This is a genomic window from Planosporangium mesophilum, from assembly GCF_016863255.1.
Taxonomy (GTDB): domain Bacteria; phylum Actinomycetota; class Actinomycetes; order Mycobacteriales; family Micromonosporaceae; genus Planosporangium; species Planosporangium mesophilum.
In genome coordinates, this window is sequence record NZ_BOON01000018.1 from 37,537 (window position 1) to 62,961 (window position 25,425).

The following is a 25,425-nucleotide window of genomic DNA, read 5'->3' on the forward strand; positions in this document are numbered from 1 at the left end:
GACGGGGTCACCGACCATCGCCGCTGGTGCGCCGGTAACGCAGCACCGCCTCGCGGGTGGTGGGCGCGTCCAGGGTCTGGCGGGCCTGCGCGATGCGCCGGTGGGCCGTGCGCAGCGACAGGAACTCGGCCTGCGCGGCAGCCGCGATCGTCTGGCCCTTCGCCAACCGCTCCAGCAGCGCGCGTTGCTCGGGCGCCAGGTCGGCGCCCGGGGTGTGGTCGGGTCGGTCACCGTCCCCGGCCGCCGCGGCGGCCTGCGGATCGATGCTCACCCGACCGGCTCGTTCGCTGTCACACCAATCGCCTCCATGGCATGAGACCGCCGCTTCGGTACGTGTGCGCGGGTGAGCATACGCACTCCGGCGCCGCGCGGGGGGCCCGCGCCGACCGGTGGAACGGACTGACCGGGATCGATCTCGCACCGTCATGTCCTCGGTACGGGAACCGGCCGCCGCCACGGCGCGACTCGACCGTGCCGGGCGGCCCGGGCCGGTCACCGCCGGTTCACCGGAGCCTGCACAATGGCAGACCATGGCCGGCCACCCGTACCCGTACCTGGACGCACCGACCCCGCTGGCGTTCGCCCACCGCGGCGGCGCGTCGGCCGGCGACGAGAACACCGCCGCCGCGTTCGCCCGCTGCGTCGAACTGGGGTACCGCTACGTCGAGACCGACGTGCACGCCACCAGCGACGGGGTCGCGGTCGTCTTCCACGACGAGACCCTGGGCCGGATGACCGGTGACCCGCGCCGGGTCCGTGACGTGCGCTGGGCCGACCTGGCGGCGATGCGGGTCGGCGGCGAGGCGGCCGTACCCCGCCTCGACGACGTGCTCGGCGCGTGGCCGCAGGTCCGGTTCAACATCGACCTCAAGTCCGACCAGGCCCTCGTACCCGGTGTGGAGGCGGTCCGCCGGGTCGGGGCGCTCGACCGGGTACTGCTGGCCTCCTTCTCCGACGCCCGGCTGCGCCGGGTGCGCCGCGAGCTCGGGCCGGGGGTGGCGACGTCGATGGGTACCCGCGAGGTGGCGCGGCTGTGGACCGGTGCCCGGCTGGGGCGCGCCCAGCGGGTACCGCCGGGGGTGGTCGCCGCCCAGGTGCCGGTCCGGCAGGGCCGCATCCGGGTGGTCACGCCTCGGTTCCTCGCGCACGCCCACCGGATCGGGCTCCAGGTCCATGTCTGGACGATCGACGACCCCACCCAGATGCACGAGTTACTCGACCTCGGGGTGGATGGCATCATGACCGATCGCATCGAGGTGCTGCGCGACGTGTACCGCAGCCGTGGCCTGTGGGCCGCCTGAACGAGATGGGGACGCCGATGGTCACCGACGCCGGGGTACGCCAGGAGCCCAGCACCCGACGCGAACGCGTCGGCTGGTACTTCTACGACTGGGCCAACTCCGCCTTCTACACCACGGTCGTCACGGTCTTCCTCGGCCCGTACCTCGGGTCGGTCGCGCAGGCGGCGGCCGACGAGCGCGGCCTGGTGTACCCGCTGGGCATCCCGGTCGCGGCGGGCGCGCTGTTCGCGTACACGGTCTCGTTGTCGGTGCTGCTGCAGGTCTTCGTGCTGCCCACGGTGGGCGCCATCGCCGACCGGACCGCCCGCAAGAAGGAGCTGCTGGCGGTGTTCGCGTACATCGGCGCCGCCGCAACCGTCGGCCTGGTGTTGTGTACCGGCGAGCGGTACCTCCTCGGGGCGCTGCTGTTCCTGGTCGCCAACCTCGGCTACGGGGCCAGCATCGTCGTCTACTACTCGTTCCTGCCGCAGCTCGCCGGCCCGGACGACCGCGACCGGGTCTCCAGCGTCGGTTGGGCGGTCGGCTACCTCGGCGGCGGTCTGCTGCTGGCGCTCAACCTGGCCGCGGTCACGATCGAGCCGGCCGGCATGAGCCGGGGCGAGATCGCGCGGTGGAGCATCGTGTCGGCCGGCGTGTGGTGGGCGGCGTTCACCACGATCCCCCTCGTGCGGCTGCGCAACCGCCCGGCGGTGGCCGGTCCGGCCCGCGGCCCGGTGCTCCTCGACGGGTTCCGGCAGCTCGGCCGTACCCTGCGCAACCTCCGGCGGTATCCGCTGACCCTGTTCTTCCTGGCCGCGTACCTGATCTACAACGACGGCATCCAGACGGTCATCGCGATGGCCAGCGTCTACGCCGACAAGGAACTGGGCCTGGACCCGTCGGTACAGATCCAGACGATCCTGATGGTGCAGTTCCTGGCGTTCGCCGGCGCGATGGGCATGGGTCGGTTGGCCCGCCGCTTCGGCGCGTGGAAGACGATCCTGGCCAGCCTCGTGCTGTGGACGGGGGTGCTGGCGGCCGCGTACGTCCTGCCGGCCCACCGGCCGATGGCGTTCGTGTCCCTCGGGATGCTGCTGGGCATCGTGCTCGGCGGCACCCAGGCGCTGAGCCGGTCGCTGTTCAGCCAGCTCATCCCGCACGGCGAGGAGGCCGAGTACTTCGGCATCTACGAGATCTCCGACAAGGGTACGAGCTGGCTCGGCCCGCTGCTGTTCGGGCTGGCGTACCAGTTCACCGGCAGCTACCGGGTCGCGATCATCTCGCTGGTCGGGTTCTTCGTCGTCGGGTTCGTGGCCCTCGCGGCGGTGCCGATGCGCCGGGCCATCGTCGCCGCCGGCAACACCCCGCCGCGGGTGCTCTGATCCCTGCCTAGTGGGCCTCGGCCCGGTGGGCCGCGAGCACGTCGCCGCCGAAGTCGCTGTCCGGGCGGCGCAGCACGGTGTGCGCGTGGTTGGCGTCGTTCTGGGTGTTGTCGTACTCGATGAGCAGGTCCGGTCCCTGGATGCGGTAGTAGTGCCCGGCGCCGGGGCGCACCGGCCCCTCCCACGCGAAGTGCAGCTCGCGCCGGTCGATGCGGGTCGCCTCGGCGCGGGCCAGCTCCGGCGGCAGCCGGTCGAGGTATCCGGCGACGAGGCGGTCGAGCAGCTCCCGCGCGGCCGGGCCGAGCCGGTGCGCCGGGATCCCCAGCGGGATCACCGGTGCGGCCACCCGGGCGGACTGCCCGCTGGTGATGTCGGCGGGCGCGGTGTCGGCGGTGACGGCGAGGGCCCGCCCCGGTACGCCCATCTCGTCGAGCAGCAGCCGGGCGAGGTCCTCCTCCAGGGCGAGGGGGCGGACCACCGGCTGACCGGCGTAGCTGACGGTCGCCGGGTTGGCGCCGAGGAACACCGGGGTCGGGTACACCCGGTCGCCGTCGACGGTCATCGTCACCGAGATGTGGTGGCCCTCGAACCGCCAGCCCCACGGCCCGGCGCCGGTCGGGTCGCCGAACACATTGATCCAGTAGTCGTTGCTGTGCCGGCCGCGTACCCACCCCTCGGACCGGTCGAGCACCTCTTCGAGCGCGACGATCGTCATGGCCTGCGCGTACGCGTGCGGGCTCAGCCCGGTGGCGAGCAGCCGGTGCGTGGCCTTGCGGGCCGGCCCGGCCAGGTCGGCCAGGCTGATCCCGGGCCGGGGCTGCGGCCGGTACTCGATCCAGCGGCGCATCCCGTCGTCGGAGAACGGGTGGCAGCCCTGCGCCCGGTGCGCCTCGTCGAGCCGGTCGACGAGGGCCGCCGCGGCCGTGCGCATCGCCGCCGCCGTGGACTGCGTCATGGGGTCCTCCTTCAGCTGCGCTTCGCCCGTGCCGCCGCGATCCGGTACGCCGGGTCGCGGTCCAGGTTGTGCCGGTCGCGGTCGTAGCGGCGGGTGGTACGCGGGTCGGCGTGGCCCATCGCGTCCTGCACGTCTTCGAGCGGTACGCCCTCGGCCCGGGCCGTGGTGGCGAAGGCGTGCCGTAGCGAGTGCGGTGACAGGCTGGCCCACGCCGGGATGCCGGCGGCCCGGGCCACCCGGCGCACCAGCCGGAACACGGCCGCCCGGTCGACACGGGCGCCGGTCGCGGTGACGAACAGCGGGCCGTCGACGGTGTCGGGCGAGCGCTCCGCCAGGTAGGCGTCGAGCGTCGCGGCGGTCGACGGGGCGAGGGCGCGGCGGCGCGGCTTGCCGCCCTTGCCGACGAAGCGGACGGTCCGGTGGCCGCGCTCGTGGCCCAGGTCCGCGAGGTCCAGGCCGACCAGTTCCCCGACGCGCAGCCCCAGGTCGGCCAGGAGGGTGAGCATCGCCCGGTTGCGCAGCGCCTGCGGGCCGTCGTCGGCGTCGGCGGCGGCGAGCAGCGCGGCCACCTCGTCGGCGGTCAGCCCCACCGTGGCCGAGTGGTCGCGGTCCACCCGGGGCCGGTCGGCACCGGCGACCGGGTTGACCGTCACCACCCGCAGCCGGGTCAGGAACTCGTACCAGCTCGCCAGCCCGGACAGCCGACGGGCCACGGTGGCCGGCGCGACCGCCCGGCCCCGGCGACCGTCCACCGTGGACTCAAGCTCGCGGGCGTACTCGTTGACGTGCCAGAACGATGCCGTGAGCGGGTCCACGCCGTGGCGGGAACACCACTGTAGCCAGGCATTGACGTCCCGCTGGTACGCCAGGCGGGTGTGCGGGGACAGCCGACGGTTGCGCAGCCACGCGGTGGTGACATCGGCGAGGTCGCCGGGGTGCGCGACGGCGCCGGTGGGCGGCTGGGAGCGGATCGGGAGGTTCATGGGCGGCTACAGGATATCCGTCGCCGTCGCTCCGCTGCGGTAGGCCATCCCGTCGGGCGTCCGGGAATGGGCGCCCGACGGGATGGCCCGGGCTCACCGGTGACGCAGGATGCGTCGGGCAAGGGTGGCGAGCCGTCCGGCCCGCTGCGGGCGGAACCGGTCACAGCGGGGTGAGACGCACAGGGCGCAGTCGCTGCCGGACCGGTAGTGCTCGTGTGCCTGTCGATCGTGCCCGCATACGCACGGGCCGGCCAGGGAGCGGGACATGTCGGGGTAGCTGCCTTCCGGGCCCTGGGTCACATCACGACGGGGCTGCGACGTTCGACGAGAACGACGTCGCGCCATCGACCGTGGTGGCGGGCGACCCGTTCGCGGGTACCCACGACCCGGAACCCGAGCGTGCCGTGCATGGCCAGGCTGGCGGCGTTCTCCGGGAAGATGCCCGACTGGATCGTCCAGATCCCGGCCGCCTCGGTCGAATCGATCAACGCGCGCAGCAGGGCCCGGCCCACCCCGGCGCCGCGGGCCTCGGGGTGCACGTACACGGAATGCTCCACCACCCCGGCGTACGTGCTCCGCGTCGACGTCGGGGAGCAGGCGACCCAGCCGAGCACGCGGCCGTCCGCGTCGACGGCGACGAACCGGTGGCCGGGCAGCCGGCTCGCGGCGAACCGCTGCCAGTCGGGCGGTTCGGTCTCGAACGTCGCGTCGCCGCCTTCGATACCGATCCGGTAGATGTCCAGGACCGCGTCGGCGTGCCCGTCGCGCATCGGCATGATCCGTATGTGTTGCTGGCTGTGCACGGCCACCACTCTATGTCCGGCGCCGGCCGCCGCCGACGCGTTGCCACGCCACGCGGCACAGGTCACGCGGCGGCGGTCCTTCGCGTCAACGGTTGGTAGCCGGCCAGTCCGGCCATGGTCGTCGCCCTCCCCCCGACGGAGCACCTCCTGCCGGCGTCCGCGTACATCAGGCCGACAGCCGCTCCGCCTGATGCCCGTACCGCTGGCTGATCATCCGGCCGGCGGCGGTGTCGGCCGGCGGCGTGGTCCGGGCCAGTTGCAGCAGCATGTCGACGTTGGTCACCACCCCGCCCTGGACCGTGGCCCGGTCCATGATTCCGGCGCAGGCCGCCTCCCGGTAGCCGGGGTCGGCGTGGCCGGCCCGCTCCAGCGTCGCCACGACCTCGACGCGGGCGTCCGCCGCGCTCGGCGTCTGGCCGCTCTGGCGCAACGACCGCGGTCCGGGCTGCGACGGGGCCGCCGACACCGGCCGGATGGCCGCGACCGGGCTCTCCTCGCCCGCGTCGTCGGCCACCCCCAGGTCGACGATGTGCTTGGCGCACCGGTACTTCTTGTTCGGGTCGGCGCGGGTCTCCATGTGCTTGTAGATCGCCACCCGGTGCCCGATCAGGGTCCTGGCGGTCTCCCACAGCGCCCGGCCGGCCGGCCCGTCGGTCCGGTCGGTGCGGATCATCTCCTCGACGGACTCCCGGTCCCTGGTGACGCTGAGGGTCAGCATGGCGCGGGTGCTGGACTGCTCGATCTCCACCGCGGTGAGGACGCCGACGAACACTTGCGAGTCCATCAGCTCGGTGAGCCGACGCGTAAGCTCGGCGCGGGGACCGCTTTCGATCCACAGGTCGACCGCGAGGCCGCGGACCCGCTCCATGTACTGAGCCTGCGTCTCGTTGTCGCGCATCGGCCCCACCGCCTGAACGGCGACGGGCAGCAGACGCATGGCCAGGTCGGCCGCGTCCCGCGCGATCTGCTCCGGTGACATGTGCACTCCCATCGTTAGTACATCTGTACGATTGAAGTACACCGCGGGGGTCTGACATTTTGCGCGGCGGTCGGCGAATCAGGTCAACATGCCCGTCGCGGGCGGCCACTCCGCCAGCGTCTCGCGGCCCTGCGCCAACGAGGTGTGCGGCCCCGCCGGGTTGTACGCGCTGGTCGCGGGATCGGCGTGGATCTCATGCGCCGCCGGCAGGTCGGCCATGGCCGACCGCGGGACCAGTCGTGCCGTACGCCCCTCGAGTAAGGCTCACGTCGGCCATCGGTGCCTTACCTCGGTCGCCGGGAGGCTGCGGTACCGTCGGCGTGTGCTCGCCGACATCAAGGGCCTTTCGAAGCACTTCACCGAGGACAGCCTCCGGGCCTACCTGGCGGAGCGCTCGACCCGCGGTGACGGCGGCTGCCTGATCATCCGGGGGTACGGCTCGCGGAGCGGCGTCCACCAGAAGGTGGCCGGCCGCGCCTGGGCCCACATCGCGGCGTACGTCGTCTTCGTCGGCGGCTACGACCCGGACCTGGACGTCGCGCAGAGCTGCGGCGTGAAGGACTGCATCGAGCCCACGCACCTGCGCCAGGCGACCCGTACCGAGACCTCCCGGGCGCGGCGGCAGCGACCGGTGTGCCGCCAGGGCCACCCTCGCGAGCTCGACGACGCGACGGGTCGTTACCGGCGCGGGTGCCGGGTGTGCAACCGGGATGCCCAACGGCGGTGGCGCGAGCGGCAGGCCGAGGAGGTCGCGCGCGCCCGTACCGGACTCCGCCCGAGCGGCACCTGAGGGCGCCGTCCCCGGGGAACCGGCGGGCCCGCGGAGCGACCGGCGCTGACACCGTGCGGTCAGGGGACGGCTGCGGGCGTTCACTGGAGATGTGGTTCACCGGCCCGAGAACCAGGCGGGAAAGCGGCGGACGCCGGCGCGGTCGGACGACTCGTGGAGCCGGGCGATATCGAAGTGCGCGTTGTGGCACACCAGCACCGCGGTGAGGAACGTGTCGAACGCTGCGACGACGGTGGCCTCGTTGTCGGCGTCGCTGTTCCCTGGTCACACCACTCTCAAGCATTACGCACAATAACCGGCATTATGATGACTCCAATTATTGGATTACCAGTAACGGTAATTCGCTGAGATCAAGTTAGCGAAGTCGGCAAGCGTCTCCGCCGTTGCGCGGACCAGTGCGGTCGGGCCGCCCTCCTCGTTCGCGTGCTTTGCTCTGCTCCCGGATAGGCATCGTGCGTAGCGCCGCTACCCGTGTTGCCGGCCCGGGAGCAGAGCAAAGGCGGGGAGCACGGTGAGGTGCGGGTCGGGCGGCGCGGTGAGGTAACTCGTCGCGCCCCCGAAGGCGACCGGGGATGACCTCCGCGCGCCGTCGGGTGCCGGCAGGCCGCACCGGGGGCCGTATGAGAAACGCCACTGTCTTGCAACCCTGGAAAACTTGCAAAATTGGCAAGATTATCCGACGGTAGACACGTGACCTCTGACATGGGCCTGCGGGAGCGCAAGAAGGCCGCGACGCGGGCGGCGTTGAGCCGGGCGGCGTGGTCCCTGCTGCTCACGCAGGGGCTGGACGCGGCGACGCCGGAGGCGATCGCGGAGGCGGCCGACGTGTCGCCGCGCACCTTCCGCAACTACTTCTCCAGCCGGGAAGAGGCGATCGTCGACGAACTGGCGCAGCGGTACCTGAGCCTCGCCGACACGATCCGCACCCGGCCCGCCGACGAGCCGGTGTGGGACTCCCTGGCCGCGGTGCTGCCCTCGGTGGTCGTCGAGATGGCGGGTGACCGCGACCGGCTCGCCGTGCTGATGCGGGTGGTCCGGGAGAGCCCGGCGCTGAGGGCTCAGATCCTGCTGGTGACGGAGCACGTCAGCGAGGTCATGACCAAGATCATCGCTGACCGTACCGGTACCGACGCGCAGCGGGATCTCGCGCCTCGCCTGCTGGCCGGCACGGTCGGTACCGCGCTCGCCACGTCGGTCGACTTCTGGGCCCGTAGCGGTACCGACATCCCGCTGCCCGACCTGGTCCGTGACTGCCTGACGCAGCTGCGCGCCGGCCTTCCCGTGGGCGCCGCCGCACCGGCCGCCTGACCCCATCCGACCGCTTCGCACCGGCCGCCCCCACCGGGTGGTCGGGCGCTCTCGCACACCCTTTGAACAGGAGAATGTTGATGGCCTCGTTGCTGTACCGGCTGGGCCGGTTCGCGTTCCGCCGGCGCTGGCTGGTCACGCTCGCGTGGCTCGCCGTACTCGCGGCGACCCTGGTCGGCGCGGCGACGCTGTCCAAGCCGACCTCGGGCGCGTTCAGCATCCCCGGCACGCCGGCACAGCAGGCCATCGACCTGCTCCGCGAGCGGTTCCCCCAGGCGTCGGCCGGCGGGGCGACCGCCCGGATCGTCTTCGCCGCGCCCGACGGGCAGACGCTCACCGCGGAGCGGAGGGCGGCCATCGAGCGTGTCGTGGCCGACCTGCGCAACAGCCCGCAGGTCGCCTCGGTCACCGACCCCTTCCAGACCCGGGCGGTCAACCCCGCCGGCACGGTCGGCTACGCCCAGGCCACGTACAAGGTCCCGGCGATCGGACTGACCGACTCCGACCGCGCCGCCCTGGACACCGCCGTCGGCACCGCCCGCAAGGCCGGGCTGACCGTCGAGACCGGCGGTGACGCGGTACAGGTACGCCCGCACGCCGGTGCCGCCGAGGTCATCGGCCTGGCCGTCGCCGCGGTGGTACTGGTGATCACGTTCGGCTCGCTGGTCGCGGCCGGCCTGCCGCTGCTGACCGGCGTCCTCGGCATCGGTATCGGGGTCAGCGCCATCTCCCTGGCGACCCACTTCACCGACCTGTCGGCGACCACGTCGACCCTGGCGATGATGCTCGGCCTGGCGGTCGCCATCGACTACGCCCTGTTCATCGTCTCCCGGTACCGGCACGAGATCGCCCTGGGCCGCGACCCGCAGGAGGCCGCCGGCCGCGCCGTCGGTACCGCCGGCTCAGCCGTCGTCTTCGCCGGCCTCACCGTCGTGATCGCACTGGCCGGCCTGGCCGTCGTCGGCATCCCGTTCCTGACCCAGATGGGCGTGGCCGCCGCCGGTACCGTCGCCCTCGCGGTCCTCATCGCCCTGACCCTGCTGCCGGCCCTGCTCGGCTTCGCGGGCGCCCGCGTCATCCCCGGCCGACACGAGCGTGACCCCGAGGGGGCCGGCGCCAGGCCCACCCTCGGTACCCGCTGGGTACGCGCGATCGTGCGCCGCCCGGTCACCGCGCTGCTCGCCGCCGTGATCGGCCTCGGCGTCGTCGCCGTCCCCGCCCTGGACCTGCGGCTGGGCATGCCCAACGACGGCACCGCCGCGCCGGACAGCACCCAGCGCAAGGCGTACGACCTACTCGCCGCCGGCTTCGGCCCCGGCTTCAACGCCCCCCTGACCGTCGTCGTCGACGCACCCGCCGGTACCGCGAAGGCCACCGCCGACCAGGTCGGTCAGCGGATCCGCGGGCTGGCCGGCGTTGCCGTGGTCGCCCCGGCGGTGACCAACCCCGCCGGCGACACCGCCATCCTCACCGTCATCCCCGCCGCCGGCCCGGCCGCCGCGGCGACCGAGAACCTGGTGCACACCATCCGCGCCCTCGACACCCCGGCCGGGGTCGGGATCGGCGCCACCGGTCCCACCGCCGTCAACCTCGACATCTCCTCCAAGCTCGCCGACGCGCTGCTGCCGTACCTCACGCTCGTGGTCGGTCTGGCTTTCGTCCTGCTCACCCTGGTGTTCCGGTCGCTGCTGGTACCGCTGAAGGCCACCGTCGGCTTCCTGCTCAGCGTCGCCGCCACCTTCGGCGCCGTCGTCGCCGTGTTCCAGTGGGGCTGGCTGGCCGACCTGCTCGGCGTGCAGCAGACCGGACCGGTCATCAGCTTCCTGCCGATCTTCCTGATCGGGATCGTGTTCGGCCTCGCCATGGACTACCAGGTCTTCCTGGTCACCCGCATGCGCGAGGAGCACGTCCACGGCGCGGCGTCCCGGCCGGCCATCATCAGCGGCTTCGGCCACGGCGCCCGGGTCGTCACCGCCGCAGCCCTGATCATGATGAGCGTCTTCTTCGGCTTCATCCTCGCCGACGAGGCCATCATCAAGTCGATCGGCTTCGGCCTCGGGGTGGCTGTCCTCTTCGACGCCATCGTCGTCCGCATGGTGCTCGTACCGGCCGTCATGACCCTGCTCGGCCGCGCGGCCTGGTGGCTGCCCCGCTGGCTCGACCGGGCGCTGCCCGACGTCGACGTCGAGGGTGAGAAGCTGCTGCACCGGCTCAGCCAGGACGCGGCCGCCGAGTCGGGCGCCCGTACCCCGGAGCCCGCGCTGCGTTGACCTGTCCGGCTACCGGCCGCCACCGTCCTGGTCGGACGGTGGCGGCCGGTAACCGTCGCCGGGCGGGCCGCGCGGCGCGGGTTCGTCGGGATGCCGGGGTAGCGCGGTAGCGTCCAGCGGTGTGACGACGGGTGACGATCTGCCCGGGACCGCTGCGGACCGGCGGTCACCCGGTCGGGTGGTCCGGATCGCGGACCGGCGCGCCCGCCTCCGGCCGGTGGGACACTTCCGCGTTGAGCGCGGCGATTGTTGTCCCTCCCGTGCGCCGCTCCCCGGTACGCCCCCTTGGAGATCCGCATGACGGTCGTCGCCTCCGAGCCGCCGGCCCGGGACCCGGAGAAACTCCGCCCGCCGGCCCCGCCCGGACGGCGATGGGGACGCCTGCCCGCGGTGTTCGAGACGGCGCTGATCGTGGCCGGGCTCGCCGCGTTCGTGTTCGTGCTTCGGCACTCCGCGCTCGGGGACGCCGTCCTGCGCTACGACACGCTCCGGCAGCTGCTCGACGACGGGACCCTCACCGACAACCGGTACACGATCGTGGGCCACCTCTTCGCCGTACCGCTGCTGCTGGCGGCCCGGCTCCTCGGCCAGGACCAGCAGCAGTGGGCGACCATGTACAACAGCCTGCTGTTCGCCGTCGCGATCGGCGTGCTGTACCTACTACTGCGCCGGCGGCTACCCGCGGCGCTGCTGCGGCGGTTCTTCCTGGTCCTCATCGCCGCGTCGATGTTCGCCGCGCACGTGGTGCAGTTCAACGCCGAGCCGTTCACCGCCCTCGCCGTGGCGGTCGGGCTCGTCGCCATCGCGGTGCGCGGACGGTCGCTGGCCGGTTGGGCCGCCGTGGCGCTCGGCGTGGCCAACACGGCCGCGACGCTGGTCCCGCTCGCGTTCGTGGTCGCCAGACGGATGTGGGAGGACCGGCGGCTGCGGTACGCGCTGGCCGGCGTCGCGGCCGTGGCGGTCCTGGTGGCCGACAACTGGGTGCGCCGCGGCTCTCCGCTGGAGACCGGCTACAGCGGCACCTCCGGCTACCGCACGGTCATGCCCTACAGCGGCCGGTTGGACTTCTCGTACCCGATCTTCTTCGGGCTGCTGTCGGTGTGCCTGTCGTTCGGCAAGGGCCTGCTGTTCTTCACCCCCGGCCTGATGCTGCCGGTACGCGCGAGCATGCGCCGGCTGCCACTGCGCGACGGCACCACCCTGTACCGGCTCTACGGGTGGTGGCTGCTGTTCACCGTGGGGCTGGTCGTCGTGTACGCGCCCTGGTGGTCCTGGTACGGCGGCCTGACCTGGGGGCCGCGGTTCATGCTCTTCGTCTCGGTACCGGCGTCGCTGGCGCTCGCGGTGCGGCTGTGGGAGCCCGCCGAGGCGCTGTGGTCGCGGGCGCTGACCCTGGCCGTGCTCACCCTGTCGGCCTGGGTCGGGCTGTGCGCCGCCGTGTTCGCGGCGGAGACCCCACCGGCGTGCGTGGTCGACCACTTCGCCAACGAGGCGCTGTGCCACTACACGCCGGAGTTCAGCGCGCTGTGGTATCCCTTCGTCGCCGACCTGCCGGTCACCCGCCGCGACATCGTCATGATCATCTACTGCGGGCTGGTGTACTGCTACCTGGCCGCGCCGCTGGTGCGGTCCCTCGGCGCCGACGTCGCCCGCCGGTCCCGCCGGCCGCTGGCGGAGGGGCTGCGGGGCTGGCGCTGGTAGGCGCGGTCCCGGCCGCCGCCGCAGAGCCGGCCCCGGCGTGCGCTACGACCCGGCCGCGTACGACCCGGCCGCTCCGGCGGCGGCCGCGCCCGCGGCGGCGAGCTCGGCGAGGAACGCCGCGACGGCGGGGCGTTGCGGCCCGCCCCCGGCCGTCCGCACCACCGCGGAGATCGTTCGCTTCAGCGGCGGGTCCCAGGTCGGTCCGGTGCGCACCCCCGCCGGTACGCCGTGGCGCAGGACCAGCGCCGGGACGAGCGCCACCCCGAGGCCGGCGGCGACGAGGTCGAGGACCAGCGCGACGTCGATCGCGGTGTGCCGGATCTCCGGCTCGAAGCCGGCGTCGCGGCAGGCCTGCCGGGTGACCCGCCCGCCCGGCGTGGCGGGGGCGGGCGCGATCCAGGGCGCGTCGCGCAGGTCGCGCAGGCGTACCCGGCCGGACAGCGGGCCGGTCGCCGGTGTGACCACGTAGAGCGGGTCGTCGGCGACCGGGCGGGCGGTCAGACCGGACGGCAGGGTCACCGGTACGTGGTCGTACTCCTGCATGACCACCACGTCGAGGAGGGTCAGCCGCAGGTCGAGCAGGGTCGACTCGTCCTCGCCCTCGGTGACGCGCAGGTCCAGCGCCGGGTGGCGGCGCCGGGCCCGGGCGACCGCCGGCGCGACGAACGCGCCGGCGGTGGCGAAGGTGCCCACCCGTACCGTGCCGGCGACGCCCGTACGGGCGGCCGCGACGGCCGCCCCGGCCCGGTCGAGGGCGTGCAGGACCTGTTCGGCGTGGACGGCGAGGGCCTGCCCGGCGGGCGTCAGGCAGATTCCCCGGCCGACCCGTTCGACCAGGTCGCACCCTGCCTCACGCTCGAGTTGGGCGAGCTGCTGGCTGACGGCGGACGGGCTGACGTGGAGGCTCGCGGCCGCGGCGGTGACGCCGCCACGCAGCGCGACGGTGTGCAGCACCCGCAGCCGGCGCGCGTCCAGGTCGGTCACAAAGCAACGCTACGCCGCCCCGATCCCGCAGCCGGGTGTCCGCGCGGCGCACCCAGTAGATTCGCGCGGGTGAGTGATCAGTCTGAGTCCACCCGGCCATGCGCGCACTGCGGGCGTCCGGTGCCGCAGCGCGGCAGCGCGGGGCGCCCGTTCCGGTACTGCCGCGACAACGACGGCGCCTGCCAGTCTTCCGCGCGCGCCGCGCGGATGCGCCAGCGCAACTCCCCCGGCCTGACCGGCCAGGTGGCGCGGGCGTTCGAGGTGGTGGATCGGCTCGAGCAGGTCAGCGAGACGCTCGCCGCGGCGCTGCACGCCGAAATGTCGCCGGCCGGGGTGGAGCGGCAGGTCGCCGCGGTACGGGCGGAGGCGGCAACCGCCGTCGCGGCCGCCCACGCCGAGCGCGACGAGGCCCGCGAGGACGCGCAGACCGCCCGGCGGCAGGCCCGCACCGCCCGGGACGCCGCCGACGCGGCCCTCGCCGCCGCGGAACGAACCCGGGAGCAGGCCGAGGAGTCCGTCGCTGCCGCCCACGCCGCTGCCGAGGAGACGGTGCAGCGCGCCCGCACCGACGCCGAGGACCTGGTGAAGGCCGCCCACGCGGAGGCGGACAAGCAGGTGGCAGCCGCCCGGGCGCAGGCCGAGGAGTCGGCCCGGGACGCGGCGGCCGCCCGGACCACCGCCGAGCAGGCCACCGCGGCGGCCACCCGGGCGGTCGCGGAGCGCGACGAGGCCCGCGACCGGGCCGCGGCGGCCGAGGCGCTGCGCCTGAACGCCGAGCACGACCTGCGGGCGGCCCGCCGCCAGGCCGCCGACGCCGAGACCGCCCGGGCCCAGGCGCAGCGGGATGCCGAGGCGTCCGCCCGCGACCGCGACGAGGCGGCCCGTGGACGCGACGACGCCCGTACCCGGGCCGAGCGCGCCGGCCGGGACCGCGACCAGGCACTGGCCCGGGTGGACGCCGCCCGCGCCGAGGTCGACCGGCTGCGCGACGAGGCGGCGGAGGCCGGACGACGGGTGGCCGCGCTGACCGCCGAACTGGTCGCCGCGCAGGCCCGTGAGGACGATCTGCGGGGCCGGCTGCGGGCCGCGGACAGCGAACGGGACACGGTACGCGCGGAGCTGTCGGCGGCTCACGCGCAGATCGGCCGGCTGAGCGAGCAGGTGGCCAACCTGGCGGCCGCGCTCACCCCGTGACGTTGCCTATGGTGCCCATAAGGCGTACGATTCGCCGCCACCGGTGAATCATGGGTAAAATGGCGTACCCGGCTCTGCCCGGTGTCAGCGCCGCCGCCAACCGTCACCGGGAATGATCCGGTCGACCTGCGTCGTTGTAGCACGTGAAGACCGCACACTACCCGAAGGGGAAGATCCGATCATGGGCGAGCGCATGCTGCGCGGAAGCCGTCTCGGAGCCGTCAGCTACGAGTCCGACCGCAACACCGAGCTGGCGCCACGACAGACCCGCGAGTACCTGTGCGCCAAGGGCCACCAGTTCGAGGTGCCCTTCGCTGTCGACGCCGAGGTCCCGATGACCTGGGAGTGCAAGTTCGACGGTAGCGTCGCGCGACTGGTCGACGGCAGCGAACCGGAGCAGAAGCGCGCGAAGCCGCCGCGCACCCACTGGGACATGCTGCTGGAGCGGCGTTCGATCGCCGAGCTGGAGGACATCCTGGCCGAACGGCTGCAGGAGGTCCGTACCCGCCGCGGTCGCTGACACCGGCACCAGGCCCCGGCACTGAAAACAGCCGCCCCGACATCATGTCGGGGCGGCTGTTTCGTTGTCAGTCCTTGTCGACGATCTCGCCCTCGATCGCGGGCGGTGGCGGACCCTGGGGTGGTGGCGGGGGCTGGCTGGATGATGTGCCCGGCGGCGCGGTCGTGGGCCGGCCGCGCCGCACCCGTACCCGTCGCGGCCCGAACAGGTCGCCGGCCAGCGCAGGCGAGGTGCGCCGCTCAACGAGGCGTTCGACCCGGTCCCGGGCGTACCAGCGCAGCGGCGGCACCAGCAGCGCCGCGCCCAGTAGTCCGGTGACGAACCCCGGCACGGCCAGCAGCAGCGCGCCGACGAGCCCGACCAGGCCCTCGGTGGCCTGCCGGCCCGGCGGCCGGCCCTCGCTCGCGGCCGTCCGGAAGCGCCGCCAGGCCCGCACCCCCTGCCGGGGTACCAGCCAGCCGCCGAGCAGCGAGATCGCCAGCAGCGCGGCGACCGCCCAGACCAGCCCCACCAGCCTTGCCACCGCGACGAACACGGCGATCTCCACCACGACCGTCGCGATCGCAGCCAGACCGATCAGCGGGGCGCGACGCATCCCGTTACACCCTGGTCGGCTTCTTCGCGCCGCCCAGCGCCCGCTTCAGCGACGCCAGCCGCGCCTCGGCGCCCCAGACGGTGACCCGCACCAGCGCCTCGCGGACGATGTTGGAGCTCATCTTGCTGGCGCCGCGCTCCCGCTCGGCGAACGTGATCGGCACCTCGACGATGCGGAACCCGCTGCGGTACGAGCGCCAGCCCAGGTCGATCTGGAAGCAATACCCCTGGGAGGCGACCTGGGAGAGTTCGAGCTTGTCGAGCACGGGCATCCGGTACACCCGGTAGCCGGCGGTGGCGTCGCGCACCGGGTAGCCCATGGCGATCCTGGTGTACAGCGACGCGCCCCGCGACAGCAGCAGCCGGCGCGCCGGCCAGTTGACGACCTTCCCGCCCCGTACCCACCGGGAGCCGATCACCACGTCGGCGTCGCGGGCGGCGTCGAGCAGCCGGGGCAGGTCCTCGGGCGCGTGTGAGCCGTCGGCGTCCATCTCCACGACCGCGTCGTAGCCGCGGTCGCGGGCCCAGCCGAAGCCGGCGATGTACGCCGCTCCCAGGCCCTGCTTGCCGGGGCGGTGCAGGACGTGGATCTGCGGGTCGGCGGCCAGTTCGTCGGCGATGGCGCCGGTACCGTCCGGGCTGTTGTCATCGGCGATCAGGATGTCGACGGTCGGGGTCGCCCGCCGTACCCGGTCGACGATGATGCGGATGTTGTCCGACTCGTTGTAGGTGGGGATCACGACGAGCACCCGGCCGACGCCGGGGTAGCCCTCCGCCGAGCCATCCGGTGTGTTGGTGCTGTCGATCACTGTTCCCCCTTGCTCTCGCCGGCCGTCGCGGAAGCGACCGTCCGTGGTTTCCTTCCCAGCAGAGCCGCGCCGACGAGCGCGGCAGCCGCGGCCGCCAGCAGCACGTACTCCGGCCATGCGCCGAGTCCGGTAGCAAGCGTACGGGTATCGCGCAGCCGCAGTACGCGCGCCTCGACGGCTGGGGTGTTGAAGCCGGTGACCTCGTGCACCCGCCCGTCGGCGGTGACGAACGCCGATATGCCGACCGTGGAGACCATCGTCGCGTCCCGGCCGTGCTCCACCGCCCGCAGCCGGACCATGGCCAGCTGCTGGGCCGCCTCGTCGGCGTCGAAGGTGGCGTTGTTGGTCTGCGTGACGATCAGCTCGGCGCCGCCGGTGACGGTGTCGCGGACCACGCCGTCGTAGGCGACCTCGAAGCAGATGACGTCGCCGACGGTGGCGGGGCCCACCCGCAGCACCCCGGGGCGGTCACCGGCCAGGAAATCGGAGCGCACCAGGTCGACCTTGGTGGTGACCTTGCGGGCCAGCGGGCGCAGCGGCACATACTCGGCGAACGGCACCGGGTGCCGCTTGACGTACGTGGCGACCGGACCGCCGGTCGGCAGCCACACCAGGCCGACGTTGCGTGTCCGGTCGCCGGGCCCCTCCAGCAGGGCGCCGACCAGGATCGGCGCGTCGATCGCGCGGGCCGCCCGGGTGATCAGGTCACCGGCGACCACGTCCTCGACCGGGTCGACGTCGCTGGCGTTCTCCGGCCAGATCACCAGGTCGGGCTTGGCGACCTGCCCGGCGGCCACCCGGCGGGCCAGCTCCTCGGTGCCGGCGACGTGGTTGCGCAGCACCTGCTGGCGCTGGGCGTTGAAGTCCAGCCCGAGGCGGGGCACGTTGCCCTGCACGTACGCGACGGTGACCGGCCGGCCGCCGGTACCGGCCGTCGGGACCACCGCGGCGAGTCCGACCAGGGCGAGCGCGGCGGCGGCGGGGACGGCAGCCGCCCGCCGGGGCGCCTTTCGTGCCGCGGCGAGGGCCGCCGCGGCGAGCAGGCCGCCGGCCAGGGCCACCGCGAAGGTGACGGTGGGGGCGCCGCCGAGGGCGGCCAGCCGCAGCAGCGGCGAGTCCGCCTGGCTGAACGCGAGCCGGGCCCACGGGAACCCGCCGAACGGGGTACGGTCGCGCAGCGCCTCCTGCGCCACCCACAGCACGGCGGTCACCGGCGCCAGCAGGGCCGGCCAGCGGCGTACCAGCGGCCGGACCGCGGCCAGCCCGGCACCCAGCGCGGCGATGTAGAGCGTCTGCAGCGCGCACAGCAGCAGCCACGGCGCCGCGCCGACCTGGGTGTTGGTCCAGTGCAGCAGCGGGGTGAAGAACACCGCGCCGGTCACCGCGCCCAGCCCCAGCCCGGCGGTCACCCGCCGGCCGTGGACCGCGACGGTCAGCAGCGCCACGCCGATCGGGGCGAGCCACCACAGCCCGTACGGGGGGAAGGCGACCAGCAGCGCCAGCCCGGCGGCGACCGCGGCCGCCGCCGCACCGACGGCCCGGCGCAGCCGTGGTACCGGTCCGGCCGGGGCGACGGCACCGGGGCCTGCCGGGGTCGCAGCGTCCATGCCTACCGCCGTCACGTGGGCCTCTCTCGATCGTGCTGGGTTGCCCATTGTGCCCGCAGCGGCTGAGAGGTAGCTCGGAGGGGGCGCAAAAGGAATCGGGGCGCGGCAGTAGCCGCGCCCCGTGCTCCCAGGCCCTCCCGGCCGGTGGGCCAGACGGTCCGAATACGACCTTCGTTCCGACCAGAAGCGGACCGGCTGCCCGCGCCTCATCGTTGTCTACTGGCCGTTCGTAACCCCCTGTCCACCGGAGCGCGAGCTAGTTCGCGCCGCCCCGCCGACCCCCGCCCACTGGACCTGGCCCACGTGATGCCAGATGGCTCAACGTACGGCCAGCGAACGAAGGGGCAAAGCGAACAACACTCGCTTTCCGAAGTAGGACTCAAAGACGGTACGTGAAATACCCCCGGCGCTGTCAACCGGTCAAGCGGGTATCCCTCCATCGGGACGGCGTGTCGCGATGGGCGTGTCTACGGGGCTGACTGACCGTGCAGCTCCCGTCGCCCAACAGCGACGGCGGCCGCCGGAAAGTCGGTGGCGAGCAACCCGATCGCGGCCAGGACGTAGGACCGATCGACCCGCGGAACCGCCGCCGTCGGCAGCCGCCAGCCCCCCTCGTGGTCGGCGAGCACCGCCCCCAACACCGCCCCGGACACGGCCGGCGGCGCGTACCGCAGCACCCCGCCCGACCCGATCAGCACCCGCACCCGGCTGAGGTCCTTGCCGCCGCGGCGCGGCGCCCCCGGCGCCCCCGGCTCGCCCCGGGCGTGCCGGCGGACCGCGATCGTCGCCGCCAACCCGGCCAGGCGGAGATCGACGGCGGGATCGTCGGCGACCATGCCCGGCTCGGCCGCCCGCGCGTCGGCGGCCGCCGCCAGCGTCTCCGCCTCGGCGTCGGCGATGAGCTTCTCGGCCCGCGCCGCGGCCACCACCCCCGGCGCGCTCCAGCGCACCCCGAGGTCGCCCTCGACGGTACGGCTGCGCCAGAGCACCCCGGCCACCTCGCGGGCCGGCCCGCTGGTCCGCTCGGCGTCCGGCGTGATCACCGAGTACACGTCGGTGGTGGCGCCGCCGACGTCGACGACGGCGAAGTCGCCGGCACCGGCACCGGAGTCCGCGCCGGCACCGGCGCCGGCCAGCAGCTCCACGCCGGCGAGCACCGCGTCCGGGGTGGCCGCGCGGACCAGCCCGGCGAACCGGCGGCCCCGGGAGAGCCCCTTGCCGCCGATGACGTGACGCAGGAACACCTCCCGGATCGCGGCGCGGGCCGGGCCGGGGGCCAGTACCCCGATCCGGGGCAGCACGTTGCCGGTGGCGACGACCGGCACGCCCTTCGCGGCCAGCGCCGCGGTCACGTCGTCGCGGGCGTCCGCGTTGCCGGCGACGACCACCGGTACCCGCAGCCGCGCGGCCGCCAGTCGCGCCCCGTTGTGCCGTACCGTCTCCGCGTCCCCGCCGTCGGTGCCGCCCACCAGCAGCACCACGTCGGGTGTCGCCGCGCGCAGCGCCGCGGTGGCGGCCGCGTCGAGGCGGCCGGCGGCCACGTGCACCACCCGCGCCCCGGCGCTGGTCGCCACCCGGTGCGCCGCCTCGGCGCTGACGAGGGCCTCGTACCCGACGACCGCCAGCCGCAGCCCACCGCCGGCGCTGGAGCACACGTACCGGTTCGACAGGTCGTGGCCGGGCAGCCGCTCCGCGAGCGCCTCGACGGCCGCGTCGAGGCCGTGCAGGACATCGGTGCCGACAGTGGTCGGGTGCGCGGCGGTCGCGACGAGCGCCCCGGCGGCCAGGTCGACCACGGCCACCTTGGTGTAGGTCGACCCGACGTCGGCGCAGACGGCCAGCGGCGTGCCCGGCGCGGGCTGGTTGCGGACCGCGACGGCGCCGGTCACGGCGTGGCGGGCACGACCACGGTGCCGGTAGCGGTCACCGCGACGATCGGCGGGTCGCACACCTCGGCCGCGGACTCGGACTGCGTCGGCTGCGCCGACCCGGCCGGCTGCGTGGGCCGCCCCCGGCACACGACCACGCAGGAGAAGTCGATGGTGCGGCTGCGGGTACCCATCCGGGTCACGGTCGCCGACACCTCCAGCACGTCCCCGGCCCGGATCGGGGCGCGGAACTGCACGTCCGAGTACGAGGCGAACAGCCCCTCGTCGCCGTCGGTGCGGATGCACACCTCGGTGGCGACATCGCCGAACAGGCCGAGGGCGTACGCCCCGTCGACGAGGTTGCCGGCGTAGTGGGCGTGCGAGAACGGCACGTAACGCCGGTGGGTGACGGTCAGACCAACGCTCACGCGGCTCTCCTCGCCTGCGGTCGGTTCGTGATCAATGCGTGTACGAGGTAGCTGGCCACCTCTGCCGGCGTGGTACCCCGGCCGAAGATCCGGTCGACGCCCAGCTCGCCGGCCATCCGCTCGTCGAAGCGCGGCCCGCCGACGACCAGCAGCGGCCGCCGGTCGGCCGGCATCGCCTCCCGGAACGCCGCCGACATCTCCCGGGTGTTGTGCAGATGCGCGTCGCGCTGGGTCACCACCTGGCTGACCAGCACCGCGTCGGCCTTCTCCGCCCGCGCCGCCTCGACCAGGTCGGGCACCGCCACCTGGGCGCCCAGGTTGACCACCCGCAGCTCCCGGTAGTACTCCAGGCCCTTCTCCCCGGCGATTCCCTTGACGTTGAGGATCGCGTCGATGCCGACGGTGTGCGCGTCGGTACCGATACAGGCCCCGACGACCACGAGCTTGCGCCGCAGCCGCCGCTTGACCAGCGCGTTGACCTCCTTGGCCGACAGCAGCGGGAAGTCGCGCTCGGCCACGACGACCTGCGAGAGGTCCACGAGGTGGTTGACCCGCCCGTACACGACGAAGAACGTGAAGCCCTCGCCCATCTGCTTGGCGTGCACCACCATCGCCGGGTCCAGACCCATCTTCGCCGCCAGCTGCAGCGCCGCGCCCTCGCCCCGCTTGTCGCACGGTACCGGCAGGGTGAACGACACCTGCACCATGCCGTCGCCGGTGGTGTCCCCGTAGGGACGGATGATGCCGCCGCTCACTGGCCGGCCTCCAGGATCTCGGTGGCCGGGTTGTAGTAGCCGGGCTCGTGGCGGGCCACCCCGTCCAGGCCCTTGCCCCGGTCCGCCGGGCGTTTCATGATCCCGAACGTGCCGTCGGCGATCGCGTTCAGCAGCCCACCGCCGGGAGCGTGCGGGTCGGCGGCATGGACGTCGTCGACGATGCGCTCCAGCAGCTCGACGGCCTCACGAAGCACCAGCGAGGCGCGGGACCGGATGAACCCGCCCGGCGCCGGCACGAAGTCCTCGTGCAGCCCACCCGCGGCGTTCAGCACGTACCGCACGTTCTGAAGCGCGATGTCGCGGTCGGACAGCCACGGCGTCACCACCGCCTCGGTCATCATGCCCACGAGCAGGATGCCCTGCCCGGTCATGGCCCCGACCAGGTTGAAGAACCCGTCCAGCAGGTTGCCCCGGAACACGTCGCCGGTCATGTGCCGGGTCGGCGGCATCCACTTCAGCGGCGCGTCCGGGAACAGCTCGCGGGCCAGCAGCGCGTGCGCCAGTTCGAGCCGGAACGACTCCGGCAGGTCCGGGTTGATCTCGAACGCGTGCCCCAGCCCCAGCTGCGAGTCCGCCAGCCCCGCCTCGTGCGCGAAGTACTCGTTGAGCAGCTGCGACACGGTCACCGTGTGCGCGGCCTCGACCGCGTCGGCGGTGGTCAGGTAGTTGTCCTCGCCGGTGTTGATGATGATCCCGGCGCGAGCGTGGATCTGGCGGGAGAACCGCTGGTCGACGAAGGTGCGGATCGGGTTGATGTCGCGGAACAGGATGCCGTACATCGAGTCGTTGAGCATCATGTCCAGCCGCTCCAGGCCGGCCAGGGTGGCGATCTCCGGCATGCACAGCCCGGAGGCGTAGTTGGTCAGCCGGATGTAGCGGCCCAGCTCCCGCGAGGACTCGTCGAGGGCGGCCCGCATCAGCCGGAAGTTCTCCTGGGTGGCGTACGTGCCGGCGAACCCCTCCCGGGTGGCGCCCTCGGGTACGTAGTCCAGCAGCGACTGGCCGGTCGACCGGATCACCGCGATCACGTCGGCGCCGGCCCGCGCCGCCGCCTGCGCCTGCGGAATGTCCTCGTAGATGTCGCCGGTCGCGACGATCAGGTAGATCCAGGGCCGCTGCTTCGGGTCGCCGTGGCGCTTGACCAGCCGGTCGCGTTCGGCGCGCCGCCGGTCGATCCGCTTGACGCCGGCGCCGACCGCCCGGCGGGAAGCGCGCCGGGCCGCCGTGGCGTCACGACCCGACGGCACCCGGAACCGTACCGACCCGGCGGCCGCCTTCTGCGCCAGCAGGCTCACGTCGTCGATGCCCTCGCGGGCGAGCGCGTCGAACACGGGCAGCGCCGCCCCGTGCCCCAGGCCGACGTCGGCCACCACCGCGTCGAGCAGGCGGTTGACCCACGGGATGCCGTCGGCGTCGGCGCCGCTCACCCCGGCCAGCCGCAGCATCGCCCGCTCCACCGAGACGGTGGTGTGGCCGCGGGCCAGCTCCACGACCGGCCCGCCGGCGCGTCGCGCCAGCTCACGCGCCCGGCGTACCAGTACCGGGTCGAGGTCGAGCTTTCCCGTCACGCGTCCTCCACGTCGTAGATCACCTCGCCGCGCAGCACCGTGCGCCGGCACATCGGCAGCGGATCGCCGTCCCCGAGCGCCGGCAGCCCACCGGCGAGCGGCGCGGCCGCGTCCCACACCGCGAACGTCGCCGACGTCCCCGGTGCCAGTCGTCCGTCGGCGTCCCGGCCCGCCGCCCGCCAGCCGCCCCGGGTGTGCGCGGCGAACGCGGTCCGGGCGCTGATCCGGTACACCGGATTGTGGTGGTTGATCGCGGCGCGCAGCGTGCCCCACGGGTCCAGCGGCGTCACCGGCGAGTCGGAGCCGAACGCGAGCGACACCCCGACGCCGGCGAGCGCGCCGAGCGGGTTCGACGCGAGCGACCGCTCCACCCCGAGGCGCTGGGCGTACATGCCGTGCTCGCCGCCCCACAGCCGGTCGAACGCCGGCTGCACGCTGGCCACCACCCCGTACTCGACCAGGCCCCGGATCAGCTCCCGGTCGAGCAGCTCCAGGTGCTCGATGCGGTGCCGGCCCGCGCGCACCGCCTCGACCCCGACGACGACGGCGGCCTTCCCGAAGCCCTCCAGGACCGTCCCGATCGCCGCGTCGCCGATCGCGTGGAACCCGCCCTGTACACCCTGGTTGACGCAGTCCACGAGGTGGTCGGCGACCTGCTGCGCGGTGACGTACCCGTGCCCGGACGTGTCCGCGTCCAGGTACGGCGAGCGCAGGTGCGCGGTGTGCGAGCCGAGCGCACCGTCGGCGTACAGGTCACCACCGGCCCCGACCGCGCCCAGTTCCCGGGCCTTGGCCGCCGCGCCCAGCTCACCCCAGTACCCGTACACCTCCGGCAGGCCGCCCTCGCCCGGCAGGGCCAGCAGCGCCTGGAAGCCCTCCTCATCGCTGGTACCCGGCCCGCCGCACTCGTGCACCGCCGCGATGCCGAGGCTCGCCGCGTGCCGCAGCGCGGCCTCCTGCGCCCGTCGCCGCTGTGTCCGGCCGAGCGAGCCGTGGGCGATCCCACGCGCGACGTGGTGGGCGTCGCGGCGCAGCCAGCCGTCGGCCGCGTACCCGGGCTCGTCCGGCGACACCCGCGCCAGCAACGGTGACGACACCAGCGCCGAGTGGACCGACGCCTGCGACAGGTACACCGACCGGCCGCCGCCGGCCCGGTCCAGCTCCGCGACCGTCGGGGGCCGCTGGTCGGCCCAGCCCGACTCGTCCCAGCCGTGCCCGAGCACGACCGCGTCACCGGGCTGGCCCGCCGCGTGCCGCGCCACCCCGTCCAGGACATCCTCGCGGGAACGGGCGCCGGACAGGTCCAGGCCCAGCAGCGTGATCCCGGTGTCGGTGCAGTGCACGTGGGCGTCGACGAACGCCGGGGTGACCAGCGCACCGCCCACGTCGACGACCCGGTCGGCGGGCGGCGTGTCGTCGTCGGACCCCAGCCAGGCGATCCGGCCGTCGGTGACGAGCAGGGCGGTCGCGGTCGGGACCGAGGCGCTGTACACCCGGCCGTTGCGGTAGAGCGTCGAGGGGGTCATGAGCTCAGTCTGCCGCCAACCGCGCCGTGAACACGTTGCGCACGGCCGGCTCGGCGCGCAGCAGGTCCAGTGCGAACTCGGCGTGCCCCGGCAGGTACCCGTTGCCGATCAGCATGGTCACGTCCGCGGCCAGGCCCTCCGCGCCCAGCGCCGCCGCGGAGAACGACGTCGCCATCGAGAAGAAGATCACGGTACCGCCGTCGGCGGTCGACAGGATCGCGCCGTGCTCGCAGCCGGGCACGTCCACGCAGACCACGGTCACGTCGGCCGGCCCGCCGAGCGCCTGTTTCACGGCCTCGCTGAGCGCCACCGGGTCCCGGGCGTCGGCCAGGGCCACCGCGTCGGCCAGCCCGGCCCGGGTCAGCAGGTCGCGCTCCCGGTCGTTCGGAACGACCCCGACGGTACGGGCGCCGGCGCGCCGTGCGGCGGCGAGTGACAGGGAGCCGCTCTTACCAGCGCCGCCGATCACCGCGACGGCTGCCCGGTCGTAACGACGCACGACCCGGTCGGTGAGCGCCGGCGCGCCGCAAACGTCCAGGACGGCGAGAGCGAGTTCGCCCGCCAGGTCGTCGGGCAGGACCGCCGCGATCGACCGTCCGAACAGGATCGCGTACCCGTCGCAGGGCACCTGCTCGCCCGTACCGTCCCAGCGGCACAGCCCGTCGGTGACCTTGAGCGGGGTGAGGGTCAGGGAGACCAGGGTGGCGATCCGGTCGCCCACCTTGAGACCCAGCGGCGAGTCCGGCCCGACCTCCTCGACGGTGCCGATCAGCATCCCGCCCGACCCGGTCACCGGGTTGTGCATCTTGCCGCGCGCCTCGACGATCGCCAGCACCTCGGCCCGTACCGCCGCGCCGTCGCCGCCGTGCTTGGTCGCCAGTTGCCGGAAGCTCGCCGCGTCCAGGTTGAGCCGCTCCACCCGTACCCGCACCTCGTCGGAGGCGATCCGCTCGGCGTTGTCCAGCCGCTGCGCCGCCTGTGGCAGGACCCCGCCGGGCGCCAGCACCCGGTGCAGACCGACGGGTGAGGTCATGAGGAACTCCTACGTTCAATTCGGGTGATGACGAGAAATCCTATGGCAGGTTAATCTATTGACCGCA

General features: G+C 73.9%; 24 protein-coding genes. 8 read left to right on the plus strand and 16 right to left on the minus strand.

Annotated features, from left to right (window positions below):
* Positions 1-7: 7 nt before the first annotated feature.
* Positions 8-271: a helix-turn-helix domain-containing protein gene (locus Pme01_RS10040; RefSeq protein ID WP_239088124.1), complete on the minus strand. Its 264-nt coding sequence runs from the start codon at positions 269-271 to the stop codon at positions 8-10.
* Between the two features lie 259 nt (positions 272-530).
* Between Pme01_RS10040 and Pme01_RS10045 the strand changes: the two genes are divergently transcribed.
* Positions 531-1,301: a glycerophosphodiester phosphodiesterase family protein gene (locus tag Pme01_RS10045; RefSeq protein ID WP_168114438.1), complete on the plus strand. Its 771-nt coding sequence runs from the start codon at positions 531-533 to the stop codon at positions 1,299-1,301.
* Entirely contained in the window at positions 1,298-2,662 is a 1,365-nt protein-coding gene (locus Pme01_RS10050) for an MFS transporter (RefSeq protein WP_373315480.1), read from the plus strand. Before Pme01_RS10045 ends, Pme01_RS10050 begins: the two co-directional genes overlap by 4 nt.
* Before the next feature lie 7 nt (positions 2,663-2,669).
* On the opposite strand, the gene Pme01_RS10055 is transcribed toward Pme01_RS10050, so the two are convergent.
* The 5 genes from Pme01_RS10055 to Pme01_RS10075 form a co-directional block, all read right to left on the minus strand.
* Positions 2,670-3,617 carry a DUF3500 domain-containing protein gene (locus Pme01_RS10055; RefSeq protein ID WP_168114440.1) on the minus strand — a complete coding sequence of 316 codons (948 nt, stop codon included), beginning with the start codon at positions 3,615-3,617 and terminating at the stop codon, positions 2,670-2,672.
* 11 nt (positions 3,618-3,628) lie between these two features.
* Positions 3,629-4,600: a tyrosine-type recombinase/integrase gene (locus tag Pme01_RS10060; RefSeq protein ID WP_168114441.1), complete on the minus strand. Its 972-nt coding sequence runs from the start codon at positions 4,598-4,600 to the stop codon at positions 3,629-3,631.
* A gap of 296 nt (positions 4,601-4,896) precedes the next feature.
* Complete coding sequence (locus Pme01_RS10065) at positions 4,897-5,370, minus strand: GNAT family N-acetyltransferase (protein ID WP_168114627.1); 474 nt, start codon at positions 5,368-5,370, stop codon at positions 4,897-4,899.
* Between the two features lie 199 nt (positions 5,371-5,569).
* Entirely contained in the window at positions 5,570-6,382 is an 813-nt protein-coding gene (locus Pme01_RS10070; protein ID WP_168114442.1) for a hypothetical protein, read from the minus strand.
* A gap of 78 nt (positions 6,383-6,460) precedes the next feature.
* Positions 6,461-6,601 (minus strand): hypothetical protein, encoded by a 141-nt coding sequence (locus Pme01_RS10075; protein WP_168114443.1) that lies wholly within the window; start codon positions 6,599-6,601, stop codon positions 6,461-6,463.
* A gap of 103 nt (positions 6,602-6,704) precedes the next feature.
* On the opposite strand from Pme01_RS10075, the gene Pme01_RS10080 reads away from it, so the two are divergent.
* From Pme01_RS10080 to Pme01_RS10095, 4 genes are all read left to right on the plus strand, one after another.
* Entirely contained in the window at positions 6,705-7,172 is a 468-nt protein-coding gene (locus tag Pme01_RS10080) for an HNH endonuclease (RefSeq protein WP_168114444.1), read from the plus strand.
* A 690-nt stretch (positions 7,173-7,862) separates the two neighbouring features.
* Positions 7,863-8,480, plus strand: coding sequence for a TetR/AcrR family transcriptional regulator (locus Pme01_RS10085; protein ID WP_168114445.1), 618 nt, complete (start codon positions 7,863-7,865; stop codon positions 8,478-8,480).
* Positions 8,481-8,560: 80 nt separating this feature from the next.
* A complete protein-coding gene (locus Pme01_RS10090; protein ID WP_168114446.1) occupies positions 8,561-10,750 on the plus strand; it encodes an MMPL family transporter in 2,190 nt (729 codons plus the stop codon).
* A 297-nt stretch (positions 10,751-11,047) separates the two neighbouring features.
* Positions 11,048-12,451: a hypothetical protein gene (locus Pme01_RS10095; RefSeq protein WP_168114447.1), complete on the plus strand. Its 1,404-nt coding sequence runs from the start codon at positions 11,048-11,050 to the stop codon at positions 12,449-12,451.
* 42 nt (positions 12,452-12,493) lie between these two features.
* On the opposite strand, the gene Pme01_RS10100 is transcribed toward Pme01_RS10095, so the two are convergent.
* Positions 12,494-13,435, minus strand: a complete 942-nt coding sequence (locus tag Pme01_RS10100; protein ID WP_168114448.1) for a LysR family transcriptional regulator — start codon at positions 13,433-13,435, stop codon at positions 12,494-12,496.
* A gap of 69 nt (positions 13,436-13,504) precedes the next feature.
* Here Pme01_RS10100 and Pme01_RS10105 point away from each other — a divergent pair, with 69 nt between their 5' ends.
* Complete coding sequence (locus tag Pme01_RS10105; protein ID WP_168114449.1) at positions 13,505-14,629, plus strand: coiled-coil domain-containing protein; 1,125 nt, start codon at positions 13,505-13,507, stop codon at positions 14,627-14,629.
* Positions 14,630-14,810: 181 nt separating this feature from the next.
* On the plus strand, positions 14,811-15,149 hold the full coding sequence (locus Pme01_RS10110; protein ID WP_168114450.1) for an RNA polymerase-binding protein RbpA: 339 nt from the start codon (positions 14,811-14,813) through the stop codon (positions 15,147-15,149).
* 67 nt (positions 15,150-15,216) lie between these two features.
* Here the strand turns inward: Pme01_RS10110 and Pme01_RS10115 are convergent, their stop codons facing one another.
* From Pme01_RS10115 to kdd, 9 genes are all read right to left on the minus strand, one after another.
* A complete protein-coding gene (locus tag Pme01_RS10115) occupies positions 15,217-15,744 on the minus strand; it encodes an FxsA family protein (protein ID WP_168114451.1) in 528 nt (175 codons plus the stop codon).
* 4 nt (positions 15,745-15,748) lie between these two features.
* On the minus strand, positions 15,749-16,549 hold the full coding sequence (locus Pme01_RS10120; protein WP_373315481.1) for a polyprenol monophosphomannose synthase: 801 nt from the start codon (positions 16,547-16,549) through the stop codon (positions 15,749-15,751).
* Positions 16,549-18,159, minus strand: coding sequence for an apolipoprotein N-acyltransferase (gene lnt, locus Pme01_RS10125; RefSeq protein ID WP_373315479.1), 1,611 nt, complete (start codon positions 18,157-18,159; stop codon positions 16,549-16,551). Before lnt ends, Pme01_RS10120 begins: the two co-directional genes overlap by 1 nt.
* Before the next feature lie 467 nt (positions 18,160-18,626).
* Positions 18,627-20,048 carry a glutamate mutase L gene (locus Pme01_RS10130; RefSeq protein WP_239088125.1) on the minus strand — a complete coding sequence of 474 codons (1,422 nt, stop codon included), beginning with the start codon at positions 20,046-20,048 and terminating at the stop codon, positions 18,627-18,629.
* Positions 20,045-20,455, minus strand: a complete 411-nt coding sequence (kal, locus tag Pme01_RS10135) for a 3-aminobutyryl-CoA ammonia lyase (RefSeq protein ID WP_203935524.1) — start codon at positions 20,453-20,455, stop codon at positions 20,045-20,047. Before kal ends, Pme01_RS10130 begins: the two co-directional genes overlap by 4 nt.
* A complete protein-coding gene (gene kamE / locus Pme01_RS10140) occupies positions 20,452-21,210 on the minus strand; it encodes a lysine 5,6-aminomutase subunit beta (RefSeq protein WP_275408513.1) in 759 nt (252 codons plus the stop codon). The genes kal and kamE overlap by 4 nt, the downstream gene beginning before the upstream one ends.
* Entirely contained in the window at positions 21,207-22,799 is a 1,593-nt protein-coding gene (gene kamD / locus Pme01_RS10145; RefSeq protein WP_168114453.1) for a lysine 5,6-aminomutase subunit alpha, read from the minus strand. Before kamD ends, kamE begins: the two co-directional genes overlap by 4 nt.
* Positions 22,796-24,325 carry an amidohydrolase gene (locus tag Pme01_RS10150; protein WP_168114454.1) on the minus strand — a complete coding sequence of 510 codons (1,530 nt, stop codon included), beginning with the start codon at positions 24,323-24,325 and terminating at the stop codon, positions 22,796-22,798. The genes kamD and Pme01_RS10150 overlap by 4 nt, the downstream gene beginning before the upstream one ends.
* Before the next feature lie 4 nt (positions 24,326-24,329).
* A complete protein-coding gene (gene kdd, locus Pme01_RS10155) occupies positions 24,330-25,358 on the minus strand; it encodes an L-erythro-3,5-diaminohexanoate dehydrogenase (protein WP_168114455.1) in 1,029 nt (342 codons plus the stop codon).
* Between the last annotated feature and the right edge of the window lie 67 nt (positions 25,359-25,425).

Excerpts from the sequence above, each read along its gene's own strand:
- Pme01_RS10045 (WP_168114438.1), top strand. The coding sequence starts at position 531 with ATGGCCGGCCACCCGTACCCGTACCTGGACGCACCGACCCCGCTGGCG.
- Pme01_RS10055 (WP_168114440.1), bottom strand. The coding sequence starts at position 3,617 with ATGACGCAGTCCACGGCGGCGGCGATGCGCACGGCCGCGGCGGCCCTC.
- Pme01_RS10060 (WP_168114441.1), bottom strand. The coding sequence starts at position 4,600 with ATGAACCTCCCGATCCGCTCCCAGCCGCCCACCGGCGCCGTCGCGCAC.
- Pme01_RS10065 (WP_168114627.1), bottom strand. The coding sequence starts at position 5,370 with ATGCGCGACGGGCACGCCGACGCGGTCCTGGACATCTACCGGATCGGT.
- Pme01_RS10070 (WP_168114442.1), bottom strand. The coding sequence starts at position 6,382 with ATGTCACCGGAGCAGATCGCGCGGGACGCGGCCGACCTGGCCATGCGT.
- Pme01_RS10075 (WP_168114443.1), bottom strand. The coding sequence starts at position 6,601 with ATGGCCGACCTGCCGGCGGCGCATGAGATCCACGCCGATCCCGCGACC.
- Pme01_RS10090 (WP_168114446.1), top strand. The coding sequence starts at position 8,561 with ATGGCCTCGTTGCTGTACCGGCTGGGCCGGTTCGCGTTCCGCCGGCGC.
- Pme01_RS10095 (WP_168114447.1), top strand. The coding sequence starts at position 11,048 with ATGACGGTCGTCGCCTCCGAGCCGCCGGCCCGGGACCCGGAGAAACTC.
- Pme01_RS10110 (WP_168114450.1), top strand. The coding sequence starts at position 14,811 with ATGGGCGAGCGCATGCTGCGCGGAAGCCGTCTCGGAGCCGTCAGCTAC.
- Pme01_RS10115 (WP_168114451.1), bottom strand. The coding sequence starts at position 15,744 with ATGCGTCGCGCCCCGCTGATCGGTCTGGCTGCGATCGCGACGGTCGTG.
- lnt (WP_373315479.1), bottom strand. The coding sequence starts at position 18,159 with ATGGACGCTGCGACCCCGGCAGGCCCCGGTGCCGTCGCCCCGGCCGGA.
- Pme01_RS10150 (WP_168114454.1), bottom strand. The coding sequence starts at position 24,325 with ATGACCCCCTCGACGCTCTACCGCAACGGCCGGGTGTACAGCGCCTCG.
- kdd (WP_168114455.1), bottom strand. The coding sequence starts at position 25,358 with ATGACCTCACCCGTCGGTCTGCACCGGGTGCTGGCGCCCGGCGGGGTC.